Genomic DNA, 25,637 nt, shown 5'->3' on the forward strand with positions numbered 1-25,637 from the left:
GGAAGGGGAGATGGACGTGTTACGTCGCTCGGTAATCGGAACATCTCTGGCCGTGGTGGCTGCCCTCGGCCTGTCCGCCTGCGGAGGCGGCAGCGATGACAGTGGCGGGTCGAACACGCTGCGCGTGACGCTGGTGAACCACGTCTGGACAGAAAACATAAAGAAGGCCCTACCGGAGTTCGAGCAACAGTCCGGGCTGAAGGTCGAGGTCACCCAGCTCGGCGAGGACCAGCTCTCCGACCAGTACAACGTGAAGCTGAACGCCGGCTCCAGTGACATCGACGTGATGATGTACCGGCCCCTCCAGGAGGGGAAGCTCTTCGCCAAGAACGGCTACCTGACCGACCTGACCGACAAGGCCAAGGGGGACTCGGCGTTCGAATTCGCCGACTTCCAGGCCCCGCCGGTGCAGGCCACCACCTACGAGGAGAAGCTGGTCGGTATCCCGATCATCACCGAGCAGGAGGTCCTCTACTACCGCAAGGACCTGCTGCAGAAGTCCGGCTTCACCGCACCGCCGAAGACCCTGGACGAGCTGAAGACGATGGCCGCCAAGGTCGAGGCCGACAACCCCGGCACCGCCGGCTTCGTGGCCCGGACCGGCAAGGCCGCCGCGGTCACCCAGTTCTCCAGCTTCCTGTACAGCTTCGGCGGCGACTTCGTCGATGCCAGTGGCAAGGCCAGCGTCAACACCGAGCAGGCCAAGCAGGCGTACGCGTACTACGGCGGGCTGCTCAAGGACCATGGGCCGGCGAACATCAGCACCGACATGAGCTGGTCCGAGGCGATGGCAATCTTCACCCAGGGCAAGGCGGCCTTCTACACCGAGGCGAACTCGCTCTACAAGAACGCCACCGACCCGGCCAAGTCCAAGGTCTCCGACACCGTCGGCTTCGCGCCGTTCCCGGCCGGTCCGGCCGGCTCCAAGCCGTACAACATCCCGTCCTGGGCGCTCGGCATCAACGAGGGCTCGGAGAACCAGGCCAACGCCTGGAAGTTCATCCAGTGGGCGGCCGGCAAGGACCAGACGCTGGCGCAGCAGAAGGGCGGCGTGCCGGGGGCCCGTACCTCGGTCTGGGCCAACCCGGAGGGCATCGCGACCTACCCGACGGACCTGGCGGAGGCCATCAAGATCAGCACCGAGAACGGCGTCGGCCACGACCGGCCGCTGGTGGTGAAGGTGGCCGAGGCCCGCGAGCTGGTCGGCCAGCCGATCGTGGACGCGATCACCGGCAAGGACGTGGCCGGCTCGGCCGCCACGGCGAACGAGGCGTTCCAGAAGCTCCTCGACGACGAGAAGTAGGCCATCGCGCGGGGTGACGGAGCGATCCGTCACCCCGCGTACCTCTCCGCCGAACTGGAAGACCACCCCATGGCATCTCTGGCATCTCCCCAGCCGTCCGGCGAGCTGACCGGATGGACCCGCTGGGCGAACAACCACCGCAAGTGGCTCTTCGCGGCACCGGCCATGACGTTCGTCGGTGCGCTGATCATCTTTCCGCTGGCCTGGACGATCTACCTCAGCCTCACCGACGCCGAGGGATCGGTCCGGGCGGAGTCCGAGTTCATCGGGTTCGCGAACTACCTCGAGGTGCTCTCCGACACCGACCGGTTCTGGCCCGCCGTGCTGCGTACGGTCGGCTTCACCGGGGTCGCGCTGATCTTCGAGATCGTCCTCGGCATGGCGGTCGCGCTGCTGCTGTGGCGGCCGTTCCGCGGCGAGCGGTGGGTCCGGGTGGCGATCCTGCTGCCGCTGGTCGCCACCCCGGTCGCGGTCGGCATGATGTGGCGGCTCATCTTCGACCCCAACATCGGGATGGCCAACCAGATCCTCGGCTGGGTCGGGATCGGCCCGCAGCCCTGGCTGGCCGGCCAGCACAGCGCGCTGCCGACCACCATCTTCATCGACATCTGGCAGTGGACCCCGATGGTGGTGCTGATCCTGCTGGCCGGGCTGACCTCGCTGTCCAACGAGCCGGACGAGGCGGCCCGGGTCGACGGGGCGAGCGCCTGGCAGCGGTTCCGGCACGTCACCCTGCCGCTGCTGATGCCGACGGTGATCGTGGCGATCCTGCTGCGCGGCATCGACGCCCTGAAGACCTTCGACATCCTGTACGCCACCAAGGGGCGGGGCGGCGGCTCGTTCCACGAGGTCGAGACGCTGAACGTGTACGCGTACGGGCTGAGCTTCGACTACAACGAGTACGGCATCTCGTCGACCGTGCTCATCATCTTCTTCCTGATCATCATCGGTTCGATGTGGGCGCTGACGTCCCGTCGCAAGAAGGGCGCACTGTGATGGCCCGCCGCAAGCGTCGTACCCCGTACCAGGTCTTCCGGGCGCTGGCCCTGGCCGTGGTGGTGGTCTCGCTGATCGCCCCGCTGCTCTGGATGGTCGCCGCCTCCTTCAAGACCAACGTCGACATCTACGACTCCAGCAAGGCGTTCGCGTTCACGCCGGTGCTGGACAACTACTCCAAGGTCCTGGACCAGGCGAACTACCTCCAGTTCATCGGCAACAGCCTCTGGGTGGCCTTCGCGGCCACCGTGCTGTCGCTGATCCTGGGCGTGCCGGCCGCCTATTCCATGAGCCGGTTCAACATGCGCAAGTCGGCCCTGGTGGTGCTGATGGCCCGGGTCATCCCCGGCGTCTCGCTGCTGGTGCCGTGGTATTACGTCTTCTCCAACCTGCGGCTGGTCGGCGGCTTCACCGTGCTGATCCTCAGCCACATGTTCGTCTCGCTGCCGCTGGTGGTCTACATCCTGATGGGCTTCTTCGACGGTTTGCCGCTGGAGTTGGAGGAGTCGGCGCAGGTGGACGGGCTCACCCCGATCGGGGCGTTCCGGCGGATCACGCTACCGCTCTCCGCGCCGGGCATCGCTACCGCCGGCATCCTGTCCTTCATCTTCTCCTGGAACAACTTCATGTTCGCCCTGGTGCTCTCCGGCGCCGACACCAAGACCCTGCCGGTGGCGATCTTCGACTTCGTCGGCTACGCCAGCATCGACTGGGGCGGCCTGATGGCCGCGTCCACAGTGGTGACCCTGCCGATCATGCTGATCGCGCTCTTCGTGCAGAAGTACGTCGTCTCCGGCCTCACCGCCGGGGCGACCAAGGGCTGAGGACGGCGGGGAACATGGCAGAGAAGCTGAGGCGGGGAGCATGACAGAGAAGCTGAGGCGGGCGACGTGACGAAGATCGAGCGGGTGGAGACCTTCCTCGTCCCGCCCCGGTGGCTCTTCGTCCGCATCGAGACCGCCGACGGGACCGTCGGCTGGGGCGAGGCGACCTGCGAGGGCCGGTCCGAGACCGTACGCACCGCCGTGCACCAGCTCAGCGAGGTGCTGATCGGCCAGGACGCGCTGCGGATCGAGGACCACTGGCAGGTGATGACGAAAGGGTCGTTCTACCGGGGCGGCCCGATCCTGGCCAGCGCCGTCTCCGGGCTCGACCAGGCGCTCTGGGACATCGCCGGCAAGCACTTCGGCGCCCCGGTGCACCAGTTGCTCGGCGGCCCGGTCCGGGACCGGATCCGGGTGTACGGCTGGGTCGGCGGTGACGAGCCCGGCGAGGTCGCCGAGCACATCGCCGCGCAGGTGGCGGCGGGGCTGACCGCGGTCAAGATGAACGCCTCCGGCCGGATGAGCCCGGTCGCCTCGGTGGCCGAACTCGACGGGGTGGTCCGCCGGGTCGCCGCCGCCCGGGAGGTGCTCGGCGAGCACCGGGACGTCGCGGTCGACTTCCACGGCCGGTTCACCCTGGCCAACGCCCGCCGGGTCGCCCCGCTGCTGGAGCCGTTCCGGCCGCTCTTCCTGGAGGAGCCGGTCGTACCGGAGAACTCGCACCTGCTCGGCGAGTTCGTCCGGTCGACCAGCACCCCGGTCTCCACCGGGGAGCGGCTCTACAGCCGGCAGGAGTTCCTGCCGGCGCTCCAGGCCGGCATCGCGGTCGCCCAGCCGGACCTGTCGCACGCCGGCGGGATCACCGAGGTCCGTAAGATCGCCGCACTGGCCGAGGTGTACGACGTGCAGCTCGCCCCGCACTGCCCGCTCGGGCCGATCGCGCTGGCCGCCTGCCTCCAGGTCGGCTTCGCGACCCCGAACTACCTGATCCAGGAGCAGAGCATCGGGATCCACTACAACGCCGACGCCGAGGTGCTGGACTACCTGGTGGACCGGACGCCGTTCGGCTTCGCCGACGGGCACATCGCCCGGCTCACCGGTCCCGGTCTCGGCATCGAGATCGACGAGAATGCGGTACGCCGGGCGGACCAGCGCGGGCACAGCTGGCGCGGTCCCGTCTGGCGGCACCCCGACGGCTCCTTCGCGGAGTGGTGAGCCGACCCGTCGACCCGCCGCTCCCGTCCACCACCCCAGCGCAGAAAGGCATGTCGTGAAGATCGTCGCCGCGGACGTGATCGTCTCCAGCCCGGACCGCAACTTCGTCACCCTGAAGATCACCACCGACGAGGGGATCACCGGGCTCGGCGACGGCACCCTCAACGGGCGGGAGCTCTCCGTCGCCTCCTACCTGGCCGACCACGTCGTACCGCTGTTGATCGGGCGGGACCCGCACCGGATCGAGGACACCTGGCAGTTCCTCTACCGGTCGGCGTACTGGCGGCGCGGGCCGGTGACCATGGCCGCGATCGCCGCCGTCGACGTGGCGCTCTGGGACATCTTGGCGAAGGCGGCCGGGATGCCGCTCTACCAGCTCCTCGGCGGGGCATCCCGGACCGGCATCATGGCGTACGGGCACGCCTCCGGCCGGGACATCCCGGAGCTGTTCGACTCGATCCGGCGCCATCTGGAACTCGGCTTCAGGTCGATCCGGGTACAGACCGCGGTCCCCGGCATCAACGCGGTCTACGGGGTCGCCGCCCAGCCCAGCGTGGACGGCAAGCGCTACGACTACGAGCCGGCGCAGCGCATCCCGCTGCCGGCCGAGGAGGACTGGGACACCCGGGCCTACCTGCGGCACCTGCCGACGGTCTTCGAGGCGGTCCGCAACGAGTTCGGCCCGGAACTGCCGCTGCTGCACGACGGCCACCACCGGATGACCCCGATCCAGGCGGCAAAGCTGGGCAAGGCGCTGGAGCCGTACGACCTGTTCTGGCTGGAGGACTGCACCCCGGCGGAGAACCAGGAGGCGCTGCGGCTGGTCCGGCAGCACACCACCACCCCACTGGCGATCGGCGAGGTCTTCAACACGGTCTGGGACTACCAGACGCTGATCCGCGAGCAGTTGATCGACTATGTCCGGTCCGCCGTCACGCACACCGGCGGGATCACCGCGATGCGCAAGCTGCTCGACTTCGCCGCGCAGTACCAGATCAAGTCCGGGATTCACGGACCGACCGACATCTCCCCGGTCGGGATGGCCGCCGCGCTCCACCTGGACCTGGCGATCCACAACTTCGGCATCCAGGAGTACATGCGGCACGGCCCGTTGACCGACGAGGTGTTCCGGCAGTCGTTCACCTTCACCGACGGGTACCTGCACCCCGGCGAGCAGCCCGGCCTGGGGGTGGAACTCGACGAGGAGGCGGCGGCCCGCTTCCCGTACCAGCCGGCGTACCTGCCGTTCAACCGGCTCAAGGACGGCACCGTCCATGACTGGTGACGGCGGCTCCGGCCCGTCGCACGGCGGCGAGCCGGTCCGGTCCACCCGGCACGTGGTGGTGATGGGCGTTTCCGGGTCGGGCAAGACCACCGTGGCCGAGGGGATCAGCGCGCTGACCGGGCTGACCTTTGCCGAGGCGGACGAGTTCCATCCCGAGTCCAATGTGGAGCTGATGCGGGCCGGGGTACCGCTCGACGACGGGCACCGCTGGCCCTGGCTGCGCGAACTGGCCGGCTGGATGGCCCAACGCGCCGCCGAGGGTGTCTCCACGGTGCTGGCCTGCTCGGCGCTGCGGCGCTCCTACCGCGACGTACTCCGGCAGGGACCGCCGAGCGTCGACTTCGTCTTCCTGGACGGGTCGGCGGAGGTGATCCGGGAACGCATCTCCCGGCGGGCCGGGCACTACATGCCGGCCAGCCTGCTCGACTCGCAGATCGCCACGCTGGAACGGCCGGCACCGGACGAGCGGGTCCTCACCCTCGACGTCGCCGCGACGCCGGAGGACCTGGTCGAGGCCGCGGTCGAGGGCCTCGACCTGCCCCGCAGGGCCGGTCGCCCGAGCGCCTGAGCAACCACACCGGCCCCGGCCGGGGGCTAGCCCCAGGTGGAGCGCTGGTAGGGGTCGGGGTCGGTGACCCAGCCGGCGACCAGCACCAGGCCGCTGCCCCGGTGCACGGCGAGGAAGCCGAACGGCCGGTCGAAGGTTGCCCGTACCAGGCGCTTCCGGCTGGTCGGCTGCGGTGGCGCCGAGCCGGCCCTCATCCCGACGGCGGTGACGGCGGCCGCCTTGAAGCCCTGCGGACCGAACGTCGCCACCGCGCTCTGCTGGGCCGCCGAGACCGCCAGCGGCTTCGGGCTGATGCCCGGGAAGTGGCCCCGGCCGGAGTCCGTGGCGCTGCGCAGCCCGAACAACTCGGCGTGCTCCAGCAGGTCGTGGTCGCCCTGGACGGTGAACCGGACGGTGGAGACCCACAGCTCGGGCGCTTCGTCGAGGGCGGTCACCACCTCCTCGGTGACCCCCGGGCCGGCGGTGACGCCGAGCGACGGGCCCGACCGGAGCGCGGTGACCGCGGCCGGCAGCACCTGCGCCGCCGTCCGGTCCGGCCCGCCGAGCACCAGTACCACGTCGACGTCCTCGCTGCCGCGTACGGTCAGCAGCGTCACCGGCCCGGCCTCGGTGTCGACGACCCGCAGTACGGTCAGATCCCGGGTGCTCCGGTGCAGGCCGGTGAGGTCCCGGTCCTGCCAGGGGCCGACCTCCGGCCGGAACCAGCCCTCGTCGAACGGCTCCGCCCAGGTCGTAAGCACCAGCAGGGCGCTGGCGAGCAGGAGCAGGGTCTCCCCGCTGACCCGCACCGGCATCGCCGGGATCAGTCCGTCGGTGTGCCGGACCGCCCAGTCGTCCAGGACCGGCTGGTCGGTGCCGGGATCGCCGGTGAGCTGCCCGCGCATCGACTCCGGCACGGCGGCGAGCCACCGGTCGGTCAGCGGCAGGTCGTGACGGGACCAGACGGCCATCGCCAGCGAGGTGGTCGGCGAGCCGGTCAGCGCGTACCGGGTCGGGGTGCCGGCGACGGCGTGCAGCTCCGCCCGGGCCGGGCCGTCGGCGTACGGCGCGAGCAGGGCCAGCAGCGGATAGACGCCCGCGCCGGAGAAGACCGTCTGCCGGCCGTCCAGCCGGGCGGCCCAGCGCGCGGTGAGTGCGTTCGCCGCCTCGGTGCTCATCCCGGCACCCCGCCGCGCCCGCTCGTCGCCGTCCCTTCGGTGCGATGCCTCATCCGATCCGTCCTCCGGTCTTCGTGCCTGTGCCGTGCTGACGGGTTACGTCCAACCCGCCCGTCGATCGTTCGCATCGGTAGGAGAAGGTAGCAATCGGGGACGGCGGGGAGTGGGACGGCAGCTCGATGGCGAGCGACGAGACGCGCAGACTGCTGCGCCATCCCGAGGCGCCGAAGCGGGCGACCCTGCTGGAACTGCTGCTCGACGTGATCTACGTCGCGGCGCTCGCCCTGCTCTCGATGCGGCTGGCAGCGGAGGCGACCTGGACCGCGGCGGCAGAGGTGGTGGTGCTGCTGATGGCGGTCTGGTGGATCTGGTCGATCACCGCCCTGCTCACCGACTTCTACAACCCGGAGGAACCCAAGATCCAGGTGATCGTGGCTTGGGCGATGCTCGGCAGCGTCGTGATGACGGCGAGCATTCCGCTGGCGTTCTCGGCGCTCGGCTGGCTCTTCGCCGGGATGTACGTCGCGATCCACCTGGTCCGCGGCATCGTGCTGATAGCCGTGCTCCGCAGGCATCAGGCCCAGATCCGGGCGGCCCGGTTCCTCTGCTGGTTCGGGCTCTCCGGGACGCTCTGGCTGGCCGGCGCCTTCCTGCCGGCCTCGGCCCGTCTCGCGCTCTGGGGCATCGCCCTGGTGATCGACTACGTCGGCGGCGCGCTGCGCTACCCGACACCGTGGCTCGGCCGGGTCCCGCTCGACCAGTACGACAAGGCGAGCGAGCACCTCGGCGAGCGTTACCAGCAGTTCGTCATCCTGGCGCTCGGCGACATCATCCTGGTGCCGCTGCTGCTCAGCGGCCGGAGCGGGCCCAACGCCGGACGGATGGGCATCCTGCTGCTGGCGTTCGTCACCATGCTGCTGCTCTGGCAGATCTACGTCTACCGGGCGGGAGCGCTCCTCCAGGTGGCGATCAACAGACGGCCGCGCCGGGCCACCCGGTGGGCGCCGTACACCCACCTGTGCATGGTGGCCGGCATCGTCTCCACCGCCACCGGATTCGAGCTGCTGGCCGGCCAGTCCCGCGCCGAGGCCGGGCCCGGCCTGGTCGCCGTGGTCGTCGGCGGACCCACGCTGTTCCTGGTCGGCCGCACCGTCTTCGAGTACGAGCTGTTCGGCAAGTTCTCCTGGTCCCGGCTGGTCTGGTTGGTGGTGCTGGTCGGCACGGCACCGGCGTTCCTGCCGCTGACCCCGGTCGCGGTGGCCGGCTTCACCGGCGCGGTCCTGCTCGGGGTGGCCCTGTCCGACACCGCCCGGTCAAACGGCTGGCGCCGGCCGGGCCGCCGGCCCACCCCGTCCTGAGTCTGCGAGTGCGCCGGGCGCGCCAGGCTGCCGCGGCGATTGCGGCGACTGCGGTTGAGCCGGGGAGCTGAGGTCGGGGCCGCACCGGGATCCCGGCGCCGGTGCGGACCCGACCGGTCGGACGGGCCGGAGCGGCTCAGCCCACGCTGATCGCCCCGGTGCCGGAGCGGACGCAGGCCACGGCCCGGTTCGGGGTGGCCGCCGCACCGGCGAGGCACTGCCCGAGCACCGCGTGCCCGGCCGCGTTCGGGTGCCAGGACTCCTGGCAGGTCTGGAAGTACGTGACGCAGGCGTTGGCGATCCGCTGGATGGCGATCTTGTCGTAGCCGGAGAGGCTGGTCACCGGGACCCCGGTCGGGCCGTCCTGCAACCGGATCGGGGTGGCGAGCGCACCGGTCGGGCTGGACCCGGTCTCGCAGAGCCGGGCGCCGTCGAAGGCCCGCTGCACGTTCAGATAGACCAGGTCGTCACCGGGGAACTCGGCCCGCATGGTGCCGTGCACCGACTGGACCAGGGTGCCGAGGCCGGTCGAGAAGAGGTGCCCGGCGGCCAGGCTGGCCCGGTGCACGGGACAGCCGGCCGCGTACCGCTCGGCGCCCAGAGCCCGGAACTTGTCCCGGCTGTCGTCCCGGCTGTCCTCCTCGTGGAACCGCGACTCGAAGTCGAACGGCAGCGGGTTGGTGTAGTCCTGGAAGACGATCCGGTGCTGCCCGTCGGCGTCGACCTGGTCCAGGGTGGCCAGCAGTTGCCGGACCGCGTTGGTGGTCTCGGCGGTCGCCGCCGCGAACTCGGCCGGGGTGCCGAGGTCGTCGCCCGCACACGGCGCCTGCTCGACCGGCCCGCCGAGGTACGCCCAGAACTCCCACCAGCCGGTCCAGGCATCCGCGATGAACCGGTTGGCGCAGTCCGAGGCGACGTCGCCGAAGGTGAACGAGCTGTTGTTGGAGCCGAGGCCGAGCAGCACCAGGTCGATGTCGTGGGTCTGCGCCACCGCCCGGAGCTGGTCGAGCTGCGCCGCCACCGTACGCCCCTTGGTGCGGCCGGCGGAGGCGTTGGCGATGTCGTACGGCTGGCCGCCCGAGCAGGCGAGGTTGAACCGGGCCGAGATGCCGGGCAGGTTCGCCTGGTGCAGCGAGGCGTTCGCGGACCGGTGACAGAAGAAGGCGTTGCTGTTCGGCGCGGACCAGCCGGGGAAGCTCTGCGGGGTACCGTTCACGTCCACCACCGGCTGGTAGCCGCCGGCGCCCTCGCCGCTGACGAAACTGTCCCCGAGCGCGACCGCGGCCGTGGGCAGCGCCGCCGTGGCCGTACCCGGTGCGGTGGCGATGCCCGACAGCGTGCCGGTCGCGGCGAGGGTGAGCGCCAGCGCCGCGGCGAACGCGGGTCGACGGAACCCGAACATCTCCGACCCCCAAAGGTCTGATCGAAATATCGAAGCTTCTTCGCGTCCGGGCATCAGATCACGCACCCGGACAGGGGTCAACGAATGGCACGGATCCCGGCCGGCGAGCGCCGGACGGCTGCCCGGCAGGCGTGCAGGACGTCCGGCCGCAGTAGGTGACCGAAGCCGGCCCGGTCCAGGCGGAGTACCAACCCGGCCCGGTCGGTGCCGAGCGCGGCGGCGGTGGCGTCCAGCTCCCAGTCGTGCGCGGCGAGCCGGCCGAGCAGGTGCCCCCGGCGGGCCTGCGCGGCGGAGAGCCGGAAGGTCTTCAGGTACGCCAGCCGGCCGTCGGCGTCGGTGATGGTCTCGCCGACGTGGTTCTCCCGGTCGGGGTGGAACGGCGGCAGGAACCGGGACAGCGTGAACCCGCCCATCCGGTACACCGGCTCGACCGTGCGGTGCTGGGCGCCGAAGAGCCCGTCCGCCATCAGGTGGCGCATTTCCTCCCAGGCGGCCCGGCTACGCGCCAGCTCGGCCCGGAGATCGGCCACACTGTGCACCCGGGACTCGTCGATCCGGGCCGGGAACTCGGGTGCCGCCGGATAGAGCTGGGCGTACTGGTGGACCAGCTCGCCGTAGAGGTCGCCCAGCAGCGTGGGATGCAGGGCACGGTAGTCCTCGGGATGCGGCACCACCAGGGCGGCGGCGAGCGCGTCCGCGACGTAGAGCAGCATGCCGCACTGGTCGGGGTGGATCTCGAAGATCCGCAACGCGTCGCCGAGGCCGGGGATCCCGGTGCCGGCGTACGCGGCCTCGGCCCGGGGCGACAGTCCACGGGTGACGGCCCGGCGGGTCCACTCCTGCCAGGCGATCGGCGGTCCGCCGAACTGCAGCCCGAGATAGCCCTCCAGGGCGAGGTGCAGTGGCAGGAAGCGCAGCCGGTGCCTCGCCTCGCGCCGGGCCATCCGGCGGTGGAAGTGCAGCCCGATGCCCCGGGGCGGGCCGCCCGCCGCCGGGTCGGCCAACTGGGTGCCGTACGCGGCAGCCGGGCTGCCGTCGTCGGTCCAGGTCGCCACGAAGGCGTGCGGGATGTAGGCGACGTACCCGGTGCGCGGGCCCACGGCCACCACCGACGGTTCGTCCGGGTCGTGCAGCCGGGGGTGCAGCCGCAGCTCGGTGAGGGGTTCGGCGCGCAACAGCGGTTGCAGCCGGACCGCGCCCCAGACCTGGTCCGGGCCGGCGTGCAGGCCGGTCAGCTCCAGCTCGTGCCGCTCCGGCCGGACCGCGCGGGCACCGCCACCGGTCCCCTGTGCCGTGCTCACCCGCCGCCTCCCCTTCCGTCCACTGCGGTCATGTCGGCTGCCCGGCCTGCGCCGGCCCGGCGAGGAACCGGTCGACCCGGTCGTCGAGGTGCCGGCGCAGGTCGGCGAAGCTCGCCGTACCGGTGGCGAAGCGGGCGAGTTCGACCAGCGCGGCGGCGTCCTCGGCCTCGCGTACCCCGACGGTCGCCACCCCGGGCGCGAGCCGGCGCACGTCGAAGGCGTCGCTGTCGTACACCGGATTCAGGTGCACGACGGAGGTCCGCCGCTCCGGGTCGAGCCGGGTACGCCAGATCCGCAGCACCTCCGCCGCCTGCCCGGGTGGTGCGTTGTCCCAGCCGTCCGAGACCACCACCAGCCGGTCCGGTCGGTGCGCCAGCCCGTCCAGCAGCCGCTCCCCCAGCCCGGTCGGCCCGGTCGCCCGGACCAGCAACGGGTCGTCCCGATGGTGGAGCCAGAGTCCGGTGTAGTCGGCGGCGAGCACGTCGAGCAGGTAGTGGGTGGCCAGCGCCACCGCCAGCGGGCGGCGCCGCTTGACCCCGGAACCGGACGACGAGTAGCTGTCGTCCAGCACCGCCACCACCCGACCCCAGCTACCCGCCTGCCGGCCGGCGGCACGACGGGCGGCGGTCCGCAACGCCTCGGTCAGTTCGGCGCGCCGCGCGACCCGTTCGACCCGGGGCAGCGACAGCACGTAACCGGCGAGCCGGGTCAGCGGGGCCCGGGACAGCTCCATCCCGACCGCCTCGACGCCGAGCCGGCGGGCCGAGGACTGGAGCCGGAGCCGCTCGGCACCGGTCAGCTTCGGGGCGATGCCGGTCAGGAACCGGGCCCGCCCGATGCCGTGCAGCGTGGCCAGCCCCTCGGCGGCGGTGTACGGCAGCCCGTAGAGCGCCCGCTGCTCGTAGTGCGCCCGGCGCCAGGTCTCCAGGATCGGCGTCTCGTACCGCTTCGGACGGCGCCAGTCGAAGAGCACCGTGCCCAACTCCCCGGGCAGCGTCAGATGTGCGTGCCGGGCGGCGACGGCGAGTCCACGCCGGTACTTGACCGCGTCGAGCGCCGGATCGGGCCGGGCCACCAGCCAGTCCCGGACGATCGCCCGGGTACGCCGGTTGTTCACGCCCAGCCGGCGCAGCTCCCCGAACACCCGGTACGCCCGCTGCGGCGGCAACAGCCGCAACCGGGCCGCGATCAGCCGGCCCTCCACCGCCCGTCGGGCCGGGTCGGCGAGTCGTGCCGTGCGGAGCAGGTTCGTCACCACCAGCGCGGCGTTGAAGTCGTTGACGTCCAGCGCCAGGGTCGCGGCGTACAGGTCGCGGTAGTTGCCGAGCACGTAGTCGTGCAGGAACGACAGCGACATCCGCTGCTCGGCGGCACCCGAACGGAACTCGCGCTGCCCGGTCGAGGTGACCGCCGCGTTGACGAACATGACCACGTCCTCGCACGCGACCCGGTCCGACAGCGACAGCACGGCGACCTCCGTCCGGCGGGTAAGCGGAAGCCGGCCGGGGAATGAGGGCACGAACTGCGAATCGTCGCTGCAGAGGCGGGTTCCGGAAGTCGCACCTGAGTCCCGCGGCCGGCCGGGTCACCGTACCCGGTGCAGCGCTACGCGGGCGACACGATTAGCCCCCGCCCCGGCCGGCCCGGCGTACCGGTCAGCGGTGGTGTTTCGCACCCGCCCGGGCGGGAATGCGACCCTCGGCAGCGCCGTTACACCGCCCGGAGAGCCGGCCGCACGGATGCGACCGGCAACCGGTGAAGGAGGACGAGATGGCGACGGCCGTGGAATTCGGTCTGGACAGCTTCGGCGACGTGACCGCCGACGCCGAGGGCAACCCGGTGCCGTACGCCCAGGTGATCCGCAACGTGGTCGAGGAGGCGGTGCTGGCCGACCGGCTCGGCATCGACGCCTTCGGGCTCGGCGAGCACCACCGCGACGACTACGCGGTCTCGGCCCCCGAGATCGTGCTGGCCGCGATCGCCGCCCGGACCGAGCGGATCCGGCTCGGCACCGCGGTCACGGTGCTCAGCTCCGACGACCCGGTACGCGTCTACGAGCGGTTCGCCACCCTCGACGCGCTCGCCCGGGGCCGGGCGGAGATCACCCTCGGCCGTGGCTCGTTCACCGAGTCGTTCCCGCTCTTCGGATACGACCTGACCGACTACGACCGGCTCTTCGAGGAGAAGACCGAGCTGATGTCCCAGCTACTCACCGAGGACGCGGTGAGCTGGCAGGGCACCGTACGCGCCTCGCTTACGAAGCAGCACGTCTATCCGAAGACGGAGTCGGGCCGGATCCTCACCTGGATCGGTGTCGGCGGCAGCCCGGAGTCGGTGGTCCGGGCCGCCCGGTACGGCTTCCCGCTGGTACTGGCCGTGATCGGCGGCGAGCCGGCCCGGTTCGCCCCGTACGTGCAGCTCTACCACCGCGCGCTCGCCGAGTTCGGTAGGGAGCCGCTGCCGGTTGCGGTGCACGCGCCGGGCTTCGTCGGCGACACCGACCAGGAGGCGGCGGACCTGCTCTGGCCGCACGTCCGGGTGCTGTTCAACCGGATCGGTGCCGAACGCGGCTGGCCGCCGATGACCCGGAGCCGCTTCGACGCCGACATCGCCAACGGTGCCTGGCACGTCGGCTCGGCCGAGACGGTGGCACGCAAGATCGCCCGGACGGTGCGGGTCCTCGGGGTGCAGCGCTTCGACCTGAAGTACTCGGCCGGCACGCTGCCGCACGAGCGCCTGATGGAGACGATCGAACGGTACGGCAGCCAGGTGGTCCCCCGGGTCCGGGAACTCCTCGCCGCGGACGGCCGCCCGGCGTCCTGACCCGGGTGGCACGCCCGACCACCCACCCGCGCCGGCGGCGGACCGGATTCTCGCCTTCTTCGAGGGCCCCTACACCCCGTACGTGTACCGGCTGGCCAGCGGCGAGCGACCGGGTGCTCGCGTCCTTCGTCGGCGGAGACGACCAGTGCTGACCCTCCCCCGCTGACCGGCGGCCCAGGCGGTCCCGGCCGGGTCCCCTCCGAGCCGGTGGCCGCCTGGTCACCGGAGGTTATCCTGACCGGGTGACCAGCGGTTCCCGCCTGGTGGCGCTCGGTGACACGAACGGTCCGGTGACCCGCGAGCGTCTCCAGCCACCCCCGTGAACCCGCCCCAGCGAATCGGCCCCTACCGCGTCGAGCGATTGCTGGGCTTCGGTTCGTTCGCCACCGTCTGGCTGGGCCACGACCCGGCTCTCGACGCCCGGGTGGCGATCAAGATACTGGCCGAGAACTGGTGCCACGACCTGCGGGTCCGGGAACGCTTTCTGGACGAGGCCCGGCTGCTGTGGCGGCTGGACCACGAACGACTCGTCCGGGTCCACTCGGTCGGCGAGTTGGCGGACGGCCGGCCGTACCTGGTGATGGCCTGGGCGGCGGGCGGCAGCCTGCGGGACCGTCTCGCCGCCGGACCGATGCCGGTCGGGCCGGCGCTCCGGGTGCTGCGCGAGATCGCCGCCGGGGTGGGCGTCCTGCACGCGCACGGCATCGTGCACCGGGATCTGACCCCCGGTAACGTGCTGTTCCGGCCACGGCCCGGACGAGAACGCCGACCCGGCCCGTCCGCCGCCGGCCCCGACGACACCACAGTGGACTCCGGCGGTGCGGTGCGCGACGGCGGGCCGGATCGGAACGGGACCGGCGACTGCGTGCTGATCGCCGACCTCGGGCTCGCCAAGGCGCTCGCCGCCGCCTCCGGGCTGACCGCCCGGGCCGGCACCCCCGGATACATGGCTCCGGAGCAGGAATCCCCGGCGGCGCAGGTTGACGCCCGGGCCGACGTGTTCGGGCTCGGCCGCCTCGGCGTGACGCTGCTGGGCGCGTCCGGCCCCGACGACGACCCGGCGGAGGTTCCGGCGCTGCGTGCCGGAGTACTCCCGGGGGTCGCGGCCGTGCTCCGCCGGGCGACCGCGCGGAATCCGGCGGAACGCTATCCGGACGCGGCCGCCTTCGCCGACGCGCTCGACCGGGCCGTCGACGCCGGGCCGGCCACCCGGAAGCGACGGCCGTTCCGGGCCGGGTCCCGGCGGCACTGGACCGCCGCGCTACTCGGCGCCGCCGCGCTGGCGGCAACCGCGTTCGGCACGCTCGGCCCCGGCTGGCCGGACGGCGACAGCCGGATCGGTACGGACTCGACCGGCCGGATCTCGGTCGCCCTGCCGGAGGGCTGGCAGGCAACGGGCTCGGGCTGGATCGGCCAGCGCGCGCCGGACGGCGAACTGGAGCCGGCGCTGGTGATGTCACCGGATCCGGAACGCTGGCCGACCGACCCGGCCGTGCCGGGTGCGTTCGTCGGACTCTCCCGCAGCCTCGCCCAGCGGCACGACCCGGCCGGGTACGTCGCCGAGCACCCGCACGCCGAATGCGCCCCGATTCCGGCCCGCACCGTCCGGCGCGGCGACGTCGACTGGTACGTCGCCGCGTTCACCGCCTGCCGCAGCGGCAAACCGGCGATCGTGGAGGCGGCCGGGCTCGCCCCGCAGGCGCCCGGGCTGGTGTACGCGCAGATCGCGCCTCCGGCGGACGCCTCGGCCGACTTCGTGGACACGCTGCTGGCCGGAATCCGGGTACGGCGCTGATCCGCCGGCCGCCGACTCGCCCAGCTCCCGGACTCCCCCGTCGACCCGACTTCGCCGGTCACTCGACCACCAGCACCGTGATGGTGTGGCTGCCGCCCGTCTCGCTCGCGATCTCGACCGTGACGGTGCCCGGGCGCAACATCCGGCAGTCGAGCACGCCGGCTTCCCAGTGCCGGGCGACCTGCTCCGGCGGGGTCGCGGTGACGGCCTCCGGCCAGACGTTCTGGATCCGCAGTATCGCGGCCACGGTCAGGCAGAGCGCCTCGGGCATCGCCGCCGGATCCGAGCCGTCCACGGTGTAGATGACCGCCGGGAGGCAGGCCGGGGAGAGTTCGACGGTCGGCGAGGTCCGGGGCGGGGTACGGGTACGGGTGCGGGTGCGGGTGCGTCGGGGTGTACCGGCCGGCGGGGAGACCGCGGCCGAGGTGGCCGGGGTGCCCGCCGGACGGGACGGGACAGTTGAGGTCCGGCTTCCGGTGGCGGTGGCGGGCGGCGTCGGGGTGGGCCACTGTCCGGGCAGCGGCGCGACCGGTGCCGAACCGCATCCGGCCGCCAGTACCGGGGCGAGGATCAGGCCCGCGACCATCCGCCAGCGGCGCTGACCGGCCGGGGTGGCGGGAGGGGACCGCCTGCGGCGCACCGGATCAGACCCCGGCGTCGGTGAGCAGGTCCCGCAATCGCTGCCGCCCCTGGTGGATCCGGGACTTCACGGTGCCCTCCGGCACCCCCAACAGCCCGGAGATCTCCCGGTACGGCAGGCCGAGGACGTCCCGCAGCGCCACCGGCTCGGCGAGTCCGGGGCCGATCGCATCCAGCGCGTCGAGCAGGTCCAACCGGGTCCCCGCGACCACGCTGGTGCGGCGCGGGTCGGCTGGTTCCGGCATCGGCCCACCGCGTCCCTCCGCCTCGAACCGCCGACGCAGTGTCGCGTACGTCGAGCGGGCCCGGTTCGCCGCGACCCGGTGCAGCCAGGTCCGGAACGCCGACCGCCCGTCGAACCCGGTGATCCCCCGTGCCACCGCCAGCAGAGTGTCCTGGCACGCCTCCTCCGCGTCCTCCCGGTTGGGCAGGAAGCGCGCGGACATCCGCAACACGTCGGGGCGCACCGCGGCGAGAAGGCGGTCCAGGGCGTCCCGGTCGCCGTCGGCGGCGGCCCGGGCCAGCCCTTCGAGGTCGACGATGCCGGAGGGCACGGGCCGAGTCTAGGTAGCCGTGTCCAGCACCGCCGCCGCAAGCCGTAGCGGTGAGCCGTAGCGGTGAGCCGTAGCGGTGAGCCGACTTGACCGCCTTTTGCGACATCAACTTGATGGGCGCGCATCAACCTGGCGACCACCGCCCGGTGGCGCTGCAGCCGCGTGACCGGAAGGTGACGGTCGTGAACCGGGGTCTGGTGCCAGCTCGCCGAGTCCGGTACCCGTGCCGGCCCCGACGGTGTGGACCCGGCACCGCCCGGACTCGCCCCGGGAAGCCGGGCCGGTCAGCTCCGGCCGACCGCCCCGGTGGCGGCCAGGTAGTCGCCGATCGAGGCCGGCGGGACGAGAGCGACCCGGCACCAGTCGACGAGCAGCAGGTCGGCCTCGCGCATCGACCGCTCCAGCGCGGCTACCAGCTCCGGCTGTGGTTCCGCCGCCGGTCCCGGCTCGGTGTGCACGGCCAGTACGGCGAGCGAGTCGCCGTCGGCGAGCCCGTACAGCAGAACCCGCCCGACGGAGACCGCGAACGAGCTGGGCACGATCCCCGGCTGCCCGCGGAAGCCGATCCCGCCCCGGCTCCGGGCGCCGGGCGGCAGCAGGCTCAGCAGCCGGCTCCGGGACACCGTCCCGGAAAGCGGCCGGACCGGCTGGCTGCGGATGTGGATGCCCTGGAAGCCGTAGATCCGACCATGCTCGTCGCGGCGGACGTGCTGCTCGAAGCTCTGGCGTACCGCCCGCAATTCGGTCTGCACCTCGTCGCCCAGATCGGCGCTGACCAACTCCACCTGCCGCCAGTCGTCCTCGTGCAGTTCGAGGCGATCGGCACCGGCCGGTGCCCCGGCGACCGCCGGCAGGGTGGCGCAGAGCGTCGGCAGCGAATAGAGGACGTCGCCGGGCGGGGCCGTCTCGATCCGGCGCAGCGTCAGGGTGAGGGTCCCGGTCGCGCCGAACTGTGCCGAGGTCGGCGGCTCGGCCCGTTCGACCGACCAGGTGGCGCCGGCCAGTTCCAGCGTGGTCGCCGCCTGGAAGCTCTCCGGCAGTTGTCCGAGCGGCAGCTCGCTGTGACCGATCCGGGCTCCGGTGTCGGCATCGAGGAAGGCGACCCGCACCAGCTTTTTCGACATGGCGGGGACCCTATCCGTACGCCGATCATGCTCCGGCCGGTGGCCCTCGGCCCCCGCCCCGCCGGCGCCCCCGGACGGGGTGGATGCGGACGGCACGGTACGGCGCGCCGCGCCGATTGTCCGGTCCGTCCGCAGCGATCGCTCGCGCCGTCGTCGCGCAAAGCCGACCGAAACCGTTCGCGGACCACGGCGGAGACCTGCTCGTTGCCCCGTACCCAGCCACGTCTACCGTGCGTTGATGCGGATCAGCGAGGACGCGGAACCGTCAACCGACGAAGACACCCGCTCGCATAGCCGTGGAAACTCCTCGCTGGCCCAGGCGCGTGAAGTGCTGGAGCTGCGTGCGTTCCGCCGGCTGTGGGTCGTGACGGGACTGTGCAGTACCGCGGACTGGCTGGCTCTGGCCGGGCTCGCCGCGCTGGCCAGCACCCTGGCCACCAGCGCAGCCGGGCTGAACTTCGCGTTCAGCGGCGTCCTGTTCGCCAATCTGCTGCCCGGCCTGCTGTTCGCGCCGATCGCCGGGCTGATCGCGGACCGGTTCGATCGACGTACCGTGATGGCCGCCGCCGACCTCGCCCGCTGCGCACTACTGCTGTCGATCGCGGTCGTGAACACCTACTGGTGGATCCTCGCCGGCGGCTTTCTCGTCCAGATCGCCACGACCATGTGGATTCCGGCCAAGGACGCCGCACTGCCCCGACTGCTCCGTCGACCGGACCAGGTCGCGTCAGCGGCCCAACTGGGCCTGGTCATGACGTACGGCATCACCGTCGTGGTCGCCGGCGCCCTGTACACCCTGATCACCGGTGCCGGAACCGTCTTCGGCCTGCCCACCGAGGTAATCGCCATGAACGGCCTGACCCGGCTCGCGATCGCCCTCGCCGCACTGCTCGACCTGGCCAGCGCGGCATCGATCACCGCCCTCGTGCCTGAGCTCTCCGGGCGGTTCGCCCAGGCGACGCCGTCGACCCCCGACGCCTCCACCCCCATGGCCGCCACCGAACCCGGCCCGGGAGTGGCCGGGATGCTGCGCGACAGTGTCAGCTACCTGCGGCGCACCCCCCTCGTCCGTGGTTTGTTGGTTGGCATGGCGGGCGCGCTCACCGCCGGTGGCGCTGTCGTCGGCTCGGCTCAGCCGTACGCCCTGAGCCTGCTCGGCGGCCAGGCCGCCTTCGGGCTGTTGCTACTTTCCGCCTTTCTCGGGCTGGTCATCGGCATCGTCGCCACGCCCAGACTGGCCGGCCGGATGACGCACGAGCGACTGTTCGGCATCGCCGTCGTCGCCGCCGGAAGCATGCTCGTCCTGTTGGCGCTATCCCCGCACCTGGCCGTCTCGCTACCGACTGTGGTGGTAGTGGGTGCCTGCGCCGGCACCGCGTTCCTGGCTGGTGTCACGATCATCGGCTCCCGCGTCGATGACGCGCTACGCGGTCGGGTCAACGCGCTCTACCAGTCGCTGCTGAAGGTCGTCCTGGGCTGCTCCGTGGCCCTGTCACCGCTGCTGGTGACACTGATCGGGCAACGCCAGGTCCTCCTGTGGGGCAACGATCTCCTCATCGACGCCACCCGGCCGGTGATCCTCGGCGGCGGCCTACTGGCCGTGGTGGCCGGCACGATCGCCTGCCGCCACATGCGCGACGACGCCCGTCGACCCGTCGCGTGTCGTCCGGGTGTGAGCGACGCGGCGCGCCGGTAACGGCCGCGCGACGCGGGCAGGCGGAACAGCGGCAACCGCTCCTGATCACCATGCCCACGGCCGAGGGTGCGCCAGCCGCGGCCGGTGGCCGGAGATACTCCGACTGGTCGCACCGCTCGCCACCATCCTGTGCCGACGGCCGTTACCGGACTGGTCACCTCGATGCCATCGCGGCACCGTAGCGAGCCGTGACCCCAAGGCGAGGACACCGTATGCCGCCTAGCCCGGATTCGCGCCACCGCCCGTGCCGCCCAGCCCGGATTGTGCCAACCTCGCGCGGGCCGGACACCGGTGCCCGGCCCGGACGGTCCTGAATAGCGGACACCATTGCTCTCTCGTTGAACAAACGTGTCAGACTCGGTGGCTGCCACCAGCCTGCGGCATAGCATGGCGGCGGACGAGGACGGCGAAGGAGACCGGCAGATGGTTTCGATCGAGGCGAGCGACGGAGTCCCGGGCGGAGCGGACGACCGCGTGCACGCCCTGGTCGCCGAGTGTGGCCGGCGGGCCCGGGCCGGGTCGGCCGGGTTGGCCGAGGCGCCGGACTCGGTGATCGACTGCGCGCTGACGGCGATGGCCGACCGCCTGGTCGCGGCCGAGAGTGAGATCCTCGCTGCCAACCAGCGGGACGTCGAGGCGGCCAGGGCCGCCGGGATGAGTCCGGCGCTACAGGACCGGCTCCGGCTCGACGCCGCTCGGCTGAAGGGGATGGCTGACCAGTTGCGGCTGCTCGCCGAGGCGCCGTTCCCGGCCCGGGAGACGCCGTTGCGGTCGCTGCCGGGCGGGCTGCGGCTCTCCGAGCGCCGCCGGCCGGTCGGGGTGATCGGGGCGAACTTCGAGGCCCGGCCGAACGTGACCGTCGACGTGGCCTCCCAGTTGGTGAAGTCCCGCAACGCTGGCGTGCTGCGTACCGGGTCCGCCGCACTCACCTCGGCGAACGCGCTCCACCAGCACGTCATCGCCCCCGGGCTGCGCGACGTCGGCCTCGATCCGGACGCGATCCAACTGCTGCCGGACGCGAGCCGGGCGAGCGCGGTCGCCCTGGTCCGGCAGACCGACCTGATTCCGCTGGTGATCCTCCGGGGCAGTGGTGACGCCACCCGCTCGCTCGGCGCCGAGGCGGCCCGGCACGGCGTCCGTACGCTGGCGCACGCCGACGGCGGCGGGGTGCTCTACGTCGATGCGGCCGCCGACCTGGACCGGGCGACCGAGTTGCTGGTCGCCGGCCTGGACCGGCTGGGCGTCTGCAACCGGGTCAACCTGCTGCTGGTGCACCGGGACGTCGCCGGGGCGGCGCTGCCCCGCTTCGAGGCGGCCCTGACCGAGTTGGGCGTCCGCGCCTCGCTGCCGCCGTACGACCACCCGGTCGGCTACGAGTGGGCGCTGGACAGCGGCCGGGAGGCGACCGTGACCATCGCCGAGGTGGCCGACCTGGCCGAGGCGGTGACGGTCGCCAACACCGAGACCTCGGGGCTGGCCGCGACGATCGTGACCGAGGACCGGGCCGCCGCCGAGCGGTTCATCGCCTCCGCCGTCGGCACCGGAATCTTCTGGAACGCCTCGACCCGGCTGCTGGACGGCTTCAAGCTGCACGGCGTACCGGAGACCGGGATCAACGTGGACCACGTGCCGGGCCCGCGCGGCCCGGTCACCTTCCAGGATCTCTACCTGCGGCAGTACGTGGTCGTACCGGAGGACGCACCCGGCGTCCCCGGCTGACCCGGCGGCCCGGCGCGGGCCGTCTCGACAGCGCGGCCCGGGCCGTTTCCTCAGAGCAGTCCGTGCCGGACCGCCCAGACCACCGCGGAGATCGGCGCCGGCACGCCGAGGCGATCGCAGATCGCCCGGGTACGGCGCCGAACGGTCCGCTCCGACATCTCCAGCCGGCGGGCGACCGCGTCGACCGGAAGCCCCTGGGCGAGCAGTCGCAGCAGGGCCAGTTCCTCGTCGTCCAGTGGATGGCGTTGCACGATCGGTACGGTCACGGCGCCATTCCCTCCTCACCGCGCGGTGTTGTCCGTTCCTGCTCCGATCCGCGCTCCGGCCGGACGCCGCTCCGACCGGGTCGTCGCGGCTCCCGGCACCCGCGCCCCGGGCCCCTGGGCCGGACGCGGGTCCTGGCGACGGCCCGGCCCGGCCGGGGTGACCGGCGAGGTGTGGCTGCGCTGCCCGCACCCGGGTTACGGGCCGGACGCGGGTGCGGGCAGCGCACCCGGTTCCGCGACGCATGCGGGTCTCCGGCACCGCACACCCCGGGGTTCCGGTGGCGCCGAAGCCCGGCACCGCCACCGGACCGGTCGACGGTGGACCCGCCGGTGGCCGACGGCGGCGCCGGGACGGTGCGGCTAGAAGTCGAACTGGTCGATGTTGGTGGCGTCGAAGACGGTCGGCGGGCCGAGCACCACGACGCCCTGGGCGCCGACGGTGTACTCACCCAGCTTGCCGGCGGTGAACTTGTCACCCTCCTTGCCGGTGATCATCCCGGAGGCGAGGGCCGCACCGGCGTACGCGGCCAGGTAGCCGAGGTCGGCCGGGTTCCACAGCGCGAAGCTCTTCACCGTGCCGTTCTTGACGAACTCGCGCATCTGGTTCGGGGTACCCAGCCCGGTCAGCGCCACCTTGCCCTTGTACTGCGAGCCGGAGAGGTAGCGGGCGGCCGCCGCCACGCCGACGGTGGTCGGCGAGATGATGCCCTTCAGGTCGGGGTGGGCGGAGAGCAGGCCCTGGGTCTCCTGGAACGACTTCTCGTCCTTGTCGTCGCCGTAGACCGTGGTCACCAACTGGATCCCGCTGTACTCCGGCTTGCGCAGCTCGGTCTTCATCAGCTCGATCCAGGCGTTCTGGTTGGTGGCGTTCGCGGTCGCCGAGAGGATCGCGATCTTGCCCTGGCCGCCGATCGCGTCCGAGATCAGCTTCACCTGGTTCTCCGCGATACCCTGCCCGGTCACCTGGTTGACGAAGATGTCCCGGCAGTCAGGGTTGGTGTCGGAGTCGAAGGTGACCACCTTCGCGCCGCCCTGCCGGGCCTGGTTGACCGCCCCGCAGATCGCGTTCGGGTCGTTCGCCGACACGACGATCACGTCGCTGCCCTGCTGGGTCAGGGTGTTGAGGTAGCTGACCTGCGAGGACGCGCTCGCCTCGGAGGGACCGACCTCCTTGTACTCGCCCTTGAACTCCTCCACCGCCGCCTTGCCACCGTTGTCCGACACGGTGAAGTACGGGTTGTTCACCTGCTTCGGCAGAAAGGCGACGCTCAGCCCCTCCTTGATGGAGCCGCCGCCACCGGCGGAGGAACCGCCGGACGGGGTGCCCTCGTCGTCGCTCGCGCAGCCGGCACTGAGCAGCAACGCCGCCAGGGTGGCTACGGCGGCGCCCATCCGTACGCCTCTGGATCGCATGACGGTCATGTCCGGTCCTTCCTTGGATACAACTGCCCATCTCTCGGGCCGGTGGAAATCGGAGGTGGTTACAGAAAAAGGTTCAGCGGTCAGGCGCCCTCGGCGCCCGCCACCGGCGGTGCGGCAGGTCGTCGCCGACGCATCCGCGCCCGGAGCATGCCGGCCGCGTTCGGCCCGACGACGGAGATGATGAGCAGGGTGCCGGTGACCACCGTCAGGGTGTCGGCCGGCACGTCGGCGAGTTGCAGTGCGTTGCGCAGGGTCATCAACAGCAGTACCCCGGCCAGGACGCCGACCAGGGTGCCCCGGCCGCCGAAGATGGAGACGCCGCCGAGCAGCACCGCCGCCACCACCGACAGTTCCAGCCCGGCCCCGTTGTCGGCGCGGGCGCTGGCGTACCGCATCGTCCAGAAGACTCCGGCGAGGGCGGCGACCGCGCCGGTGACGACGTAGAGCCAGAACTTGGTCCGGGCCACCGCGATGCCGGCGAAGGTGGCGGCCTGGTCGTTGTTGCCCATCGCGTAGAGGCCGCGACCGATCGGGGTGGCGTGCAGCAGTACCCCGAACCCGATCGCCAGGACGGCGAGCGGCACCACCACCCACGGTACCGTCGTGCCGGGCAGCGCCTCGATCGAGTTGCCGGTCCAGCCGAGCGGGAAGTCCGCGACCGCCCGGTCACCGAGCACCACGTAGGCCAGTCCCCGGTACAGCGCGAGGGTGCCGATCGTCACCGCCAGGGAGGGCAGGCCGAACCCGGCGATGAAGAGCCCGTTCACCGCGCCCAGCACGGCACCGAGCAGCACCACCAGCGGTACGGCCAGCACCAGCGGCAGCCCGGTCACCCAGAGCTGGCCGAGTACCGCGCTGGACAGTCCGAGCATGCTCGCCACCGACAGGTCGATCTCACCGGTGATCACGATCAGCGTCATCGGCAGCGCGATCAGCGCGATCGGGACGATGTCCAGCAGCAGGAAACCCCAGAACCGGGCGGTGGCGAAGCCCTCGACCAGGACCGACGCGCCGACCACCACCAGAGCCAGGACGACGATCACCAGCACGTCCCAGGTGCCGAAGGTGGAAACCCAGCGGGCCGGCCGGCCCGTCCTGTCAGGCGCCACGGGCCTTCCTTCCTCGAAGCCGGTGGGCCACCCGCGCGGCGAGCGCCCGGTCCAATCCGATCGCGGCCAGGATCAGCGCCCCGACCACCGCCTGCTGCCAGAACGGGTTCACCTTCAGCACCGGCAGGGCGCTGCCGATGGTGCTCAGCAGTACGGCGCCGAGCGCCGCCCCGTACACCGAGCCGCTGCCGCCGAAGATGGCGACGCCGCCGACCACCACCGCCGCGACCACGTTCAGCTCGATCCCGCTGCCGGCCGCCGCGTCGAGGGTGCCGAACCGGGCCGCGTAGAGCACCCCGGCCAGGCCGGCGAGTCCACCACTGACGACCAGTGCTCCGAAGACCCGCCGGCCGACCGGGATCCCGGAGAGCCGGGCGGCCGCCGGGTCGGAGCCGACGGCGTACAGCTCCCGGCCGCTGCGGTACGACTTCAGGTAGAAGCCGGCGACCAGCAGCACCGCCACCGCGAAGAGGGCCAGCAGGGGAATTCCGAGCAGGTCGGCGGTGCCCATGCTCTTGAAGCCGGCGGGCATGTCGGCGGCGTTGATCTGCTGTCCCGCCGCCCACGAGTAGTCGACGCCCCGGAACACGTAGAGGGTGCCGAGGGTGACCACCAGGGCCGGTACCCGGGCCACCGCGATCAGTGCCCCGTTCAGCACGCCGCAGAGCACGCCGAGGCCGACCCCGACCAGCAGGGCGAGCACGATCGGTGCGTCCGGCATCGCCAGGAACAGCTTTCCGGTCGCGAACGCGGCCAGGCCGAGTACCGAGCCGACCGAGAGGTCGACGTTGCGGGTGATGATGACGATCGCCTGGCCGACCGCGAGTACCACCAGGATGGTCGCGCCGAGCATCAGGTCCCGCCGGCCCTGTCCGGAGAGGAACCTCGGGTTCACCGCCGTGGTCACCGCGATCAGCACGACCAGCGCGAGTCCGATGCCGACCTCGCGGGCCACGAAGAGGCGGTGGCCGAGCCGGATGCCGATGGCCGCGCCGCGGGCCCGGGCCTCGGCGGCGTCCGGCGCCGACTCCGGGCGGGTCGTGGTCGTCACGCCCTACCTCCCCGGTCGGCCGCCGCTCGC

The 25,637-nt window shown here is 72.2% G+C and carries 22 protein-coding genes; 11 read left to right on the forward strand and 11 right to left on the reverse strand.

The annotated features are described in order from the left end of the window. Positions 1-124 precede the first annotated feature (124 nt). The 6 genes from R6Y94_RS22085 (at position 125) to R6Y94_RS22110 (ending at position 6,191) form a co-directional block, all read left to right on the forward strand. The gene (locus tag R6Y94_RS22085; RefSeq protein ID WP_318397794.1) at positions 125-1,303 is read left to right on the forward strand and encodes a sugar ABC transporter substrate-binding protein; all 1,179 of its coding nucleotides are present in this window, start codon (positions 125-127) and stop codon (positions 1,301-1,303) included. A 69-nt stretch (positions 1,304-1,372) separates the two neighbouring features. Continuing rightward, a complete protein-coding gene (locus R6Y94_RS22090) occupies positions 1,373-2,299 on the forward strand; it encodes a sugar ABC transporter permease (RefSeq protein ID WP_318397795.1) in 927 nt (308 codons plus the stop codon). After that, positions 2,299-3,123, forward strand: coding sequence for a carbohydrate ABC transporter permease (locus tag R6Y94_RS22095; RefSeq protein ID WP_318397796.1), 825 nt, complete (start codon positions 2,299-2,301; stop codon positions 3,121-3,123). The genes R6Y94_RS22090 and R6Y94_RS22095 overlap by 1 nt, the downstream gene beginning before the upstream one ends. A 66-nt stretch (positions 3,124-3,189) precedes the next feature. After that, on the forward strand, positions 3,190-4,338 hold the full coding sequence (gene dgoD / locus R6Y94_RS22100; RefSeq protein ID WP_318397797.1) for a galactonate dehydratase: 1,149 nt from the start codon (positions 3,190-3,192) through the stop codon (positions 4,336-4,338). Positions 4,339-4,393: 55 nt separating this feature from the next. Further along, complete coding sequence (gene manD, locus R6Y94_RS22105) at positions 4,394-5,623, forward strand: D-mannonate dehydratase ManD (protein ID WP_318397798.1); 1,230 nt, start codon at positions 4,394-4,396, stop codon at positions 5,621-5,623. Beyond that, positions 5,613-6,191, forward strand: coding sequence for a gluconokinase (locus R6Y94_RS22110; protein WP_318397799.1), 579 nt, complete (start codon positions 5,613-5,615; stop codon positions 6,189-6,191). The genes manD and R6Y94_RS22110 overlap by 11 nt, the downstream gene beginning before the upstream one ends. Before the next feature lie 26 nt (positions 6,192-6,217). Here R6Y94_RS22110 and R6Y94_RS22115 read toward each other — a convergent pair whose 3' ends face one another. Beyond that, the gene (locus tag R6Y94_RS22115) at positions 6,218-7,348 is read right to left on the reverse strand and encodes a serpin family protein (RefSeq protein WP_318397800.1); all 1,131 of its coding nucleotides are present in this window, start codon (positions 7,346-7,348) and stop codon (positions 6,218-6,220) included. A 179-nt stretch (positions 7,349-7,527) separates the two neighbouring features. On the opposite strand from R6Y94_RS22115, the gene R6Y94_RS22120 reads away from it, so the two are divergent. Continuing rightward, a complete protein-coding gene (locus R6Y94_RS22120; protein ID WP_318397801.1) occupies positions 7,528-8,706 on the forward strand; it encodes a low temperature requirement protein A in 1,179 nt (392 codons plus the stop codon). 136 nt (positions 8,707-8,842) lie between these two features. Here R6Y94_RS22120 and R6Y94_RS22125 read toward each other — a convergent pair whose 3' ends face one another. From R6Y94_RS22125 to R6Y94_RS22135, 3 genes are all read right to left on the reverse strand, one after another. After that, positions 8,843-10,108: a hypothetical protein gene (locus tag R6Y94_RS22125; protein ID WP_318397802.1), complete on the reverse strand. Its 1,266-nt coding sequence runs from the start codon at positions 10,106-10,108 to the stop codon at positions 8,843-8,845. 77 nt (positions 10,109-10,185) lie between these two features. Continuing rightward, entirely contained in the window at positions 10,186-11,409 is a 1,224-nt protein-coding gene (locus R6Y94_RS22130) for an ARPP-2 domain-containing protein (protein ID WP_318397803.1), read from the reverse strand. 28 nt (positions 11,410-11,437) lie between these two features. Continuing rightward, positions 11,438-12,877: a hypothetical protein gene (locus R6Y94_RS22135; protein ID WP_318397804.1), complete on the reverse strand. Its 1,440-nt coding sequence runs from the start codon at positions 12,875-12,877 to the stop codon at positions 11,438-11,440. Between the two features lie 302 nt (positions 12,878-13,179). Between R6Y94_RS22135 and R6Y94_RS22140 the strand changes: the two genes are divergently transcribed. Beyond that, the gene (locus tag R6Y94_RS22140; protein WP_318397805.1) at positions 13,180-14,232 is read left to right on the forward strand and encodes an LLM class flavin-dependent oxidoreductase; all 1,053 of its coding nucleotides are present in this window, start codon (positions 13,180-13,182) and stop codon (positions 14,230-14,232) included. 319 nt (positions 14,233-14,551) lie between these two features. Further along, positions 14,552-16,027: a serine/threonine-protein kinase gene (locus R6Y94_RS22145; protein WP_318397806.1), complete on the forward strand. Its 1,476-nt coding sequence runs from the start codon at positions 14,552-14,554 to the stop codon at positions 16,025-16,027. Positions 16,028-16,085: 58 nt separating this feature from the next. Here the strand turns inward: R6Y94_RS22145 and R6Y94_RS22150 are convergent, their stop codons facing one another. The 3 genes from R6Y94_RS22150 to R6Y94_RS22160 all read right to left on the reverse strand — a co-directional run bounded on the left by R6Y94_RS22150 (position 16,086) and on the right by R6Y94_RS22160 (position 18,344). Beyond that, the gene (locus R6Y94_RS22150) at positions 16,086-16,667 is read right to left on the reverse strand and encodes a hypothetical protein (RefSeq protein WP_318397807.1); all 582 of its coding nucleotides are present in this window, start codon (positions 16,665-16,667) and stop codon (positions 16,086-16,088) included. Positions 16,668-16,671: 4 nt separating this feature from the next. Further along, positions 16,672-17,220, reverse strand: coding sequence for an RNA polymerase sigma factor (locus tag R6Y94_RS22155; RefSeq protein ID WP_318397808.1), 549 nt, complete (start codon positions 17,218-17,220; stop codon positions 16,672-16,674). 284 nt (positions 17,221-17,504) lie between these two features. Beyond that, positions 17,505-18,344 carry a hypothetical protein gene (locus R6Y94_RS22160; protein WP_318397809.1) on the reverse strand — a complete coding sequence of 280 codons (840 nt, stop codon included), beginning with the start codon at positions 18,342-18,344 and terminating at the stop codon, positions 17,505-17,507. A gap of 238 nt (positions 18,345-18,582) precedes the next feature. On the opposite strand from R6Y94_RS22160, the gene R6Y94_RS22165 reads away from it, so the two are divergent. Then, positions 18,583-20,040 (forward strand): MFS transporter, encoded by a 1,458-nt coding sequence (locus R6Y94_RS22165; protein WP_318397810.1) that lies wholly within the window; start codon positions 18,583-18,585, stop codon positions 20,038-20,040. A gap of 423 nt (positions 20,041-20,463) precedes the next feature. Then, positions 20,464-21,759 (forward strand): aldehyde dehydrogenase family protein, encoded by a 1,296-nt coding sequence (locus tag R6Y94_RS22170; protein ID WP_318397811.1) that lies wholly within the window; start codon positions 20,464-20,466, stop codon positions 21,757-21,759. A gap of 50 nt (positions 21,760-21,809) precedes the next feature. Here the strand turns inward: R6Y94_RS22170 and R6Y94_RS22175 are convergent, their stop codons facing one another. The 4 genes from R6Y94_RS22175 to R6Y94_RS22190 form a co-directional block, all read right to left on the reverse strand. Continuing rightward, positions 21,810-22,025 (reverse strand): helix-turn-helix domain-containing protein, encoded by a 216-nt coding sequence (locus R6Y94_RS22175; RefSeq protein WP_199853049.1) that lies wholly within the window; start codon positions 22,023-22,025, stop codon positions 21,810-21,812. Positions 22,026-22,385: 360 nt separating this feature from the next. Then, positions 22,386-23,447 (reverse strand): rhamnose ABC transporter substrate-binding protein, encoded by a 1,062-nt coding sequence (gene rhaS / locus R6Y94_RS22180; RefSeq protein WP_318397812.1) that lies wholly within the window; start codon positions 23,445-23,447, stop codon positions 22,386-22,388. 80 nt (positions 23,448-23,527) lie between these two features. Then, positions 23,528-24,556, reverse strand: coding sequence for an ABC transporter permease (locus R6Y94_RS22185; RefSeq protein WP_318397813.1), 1,029 nt, complete (start codon positions 24,554-24,556; stop codon positions 23,528-23,530). Then, on the reverse strand, positions 24,546-25,607 hold the full coding sequence (locus R6Y94_RS22190; protein WP_318397814.1) for an ABC transporter permease: 1,062 nt from the start codon (positions 25,605-25,607) through the stop codon (positions 24,546-24,548). Before R6Y94_RS22190 ends, R6Y94_RS22185 begins: the two co-directional genes overlap by 11 nt. Positions 25,608-25,637 lie beyond the last annotated feature (30 nt).

The organism is Plantactinospora sp. KLBMP9567, assembly GCF_033446045.1.
In the GTDB taxonomy this organism is placed as follows: domain Bacteria; phylum Actinomycetota; class Actinomycetes; order Mycobacteriales; family Micromonosporaceae; genus Plantactinospora.

Bases quoted from the DNA above. Each gene is read 5' to 3' on its own strand.
- R6Y94_RS22095 (WP_318397796.1), top strand. From the start codon at position 2,299: ATGGCCCGCCGCAAGCGTCGTACCCCGTACCAGGTCTTCCGGGCGCTG.
- R6Y94_RS22120 (WP_318397801.1), top strand. From the start codon at position 7,528: ATGGCGAGCGACGAGACGCGCAGACTGCTGCGCCATCCCGAGGCGCCG.
- R6Y94_RS22110 (WP_318397799.1), top strand. From the start codon at position 5,613: ATGACTGGTGACGGCGGCTCCGGCCCGTCGCACGGCGGCGAGCCGGTC.
- R6Y94_RS22170 (WP_318397811.1), top strand. From the start codon at position 20,464: ATGGTTTCGATCGAGGCGAGCGACGGAGTCCCGGGCGGAGCGGACGAC.
- R6Y94_RS22165 (WP_318397810.1), top strand. From the start codon at position 18,583: ATGCGGATCAGCGAGGACGCGGAACCGTCAACCGACGAAGACACCCGC.
- R6Y94_RS22160 (WP_318397809.1), bottom strand. From the start codon at position 18,344: ATGTCGAAAAAGCTGGTGCGGGTCGCCTTCCTCGATGCCGACACCGGA.
- R6Y94_RS22125 (WP_318397802.1), bottom strand. From the start codon at position 10,108: ATGTTCGGGTTCCGTCGACCCGCGTTCGCCGCGGCGCTGGCGCTCACC.
- R6Y94_RS22140 (WP_318397805.1), top strand. From the start codon at position 13,180: ATGGCGACGGCCGTGGAATTCGGTCTGGACAGCTTCGGCGACGTGACC.
- R6Y94_RS22090 (WP_318397795.1), top strand. From the start codon at position 1,373: ATGGCATCTCTGGCATCTCCCCAGCCGTCCGGCGAGCTGACCGGATGG.
- rhaS (WP_318397812.1), bottom strand. From the start codon at position 23,447: ATGACCGTCATGCGATCCAGAGGCGTACGGATGGGCGCCGCCGTAGCC.
- R6Y94_RS22115 (WP_318397800.1), bottom strand. From the start codon at position 7,348: ATGAGCACCGAGGCGGCGAACGCACTCACCGCGCGCTGGGCCGCCCGG.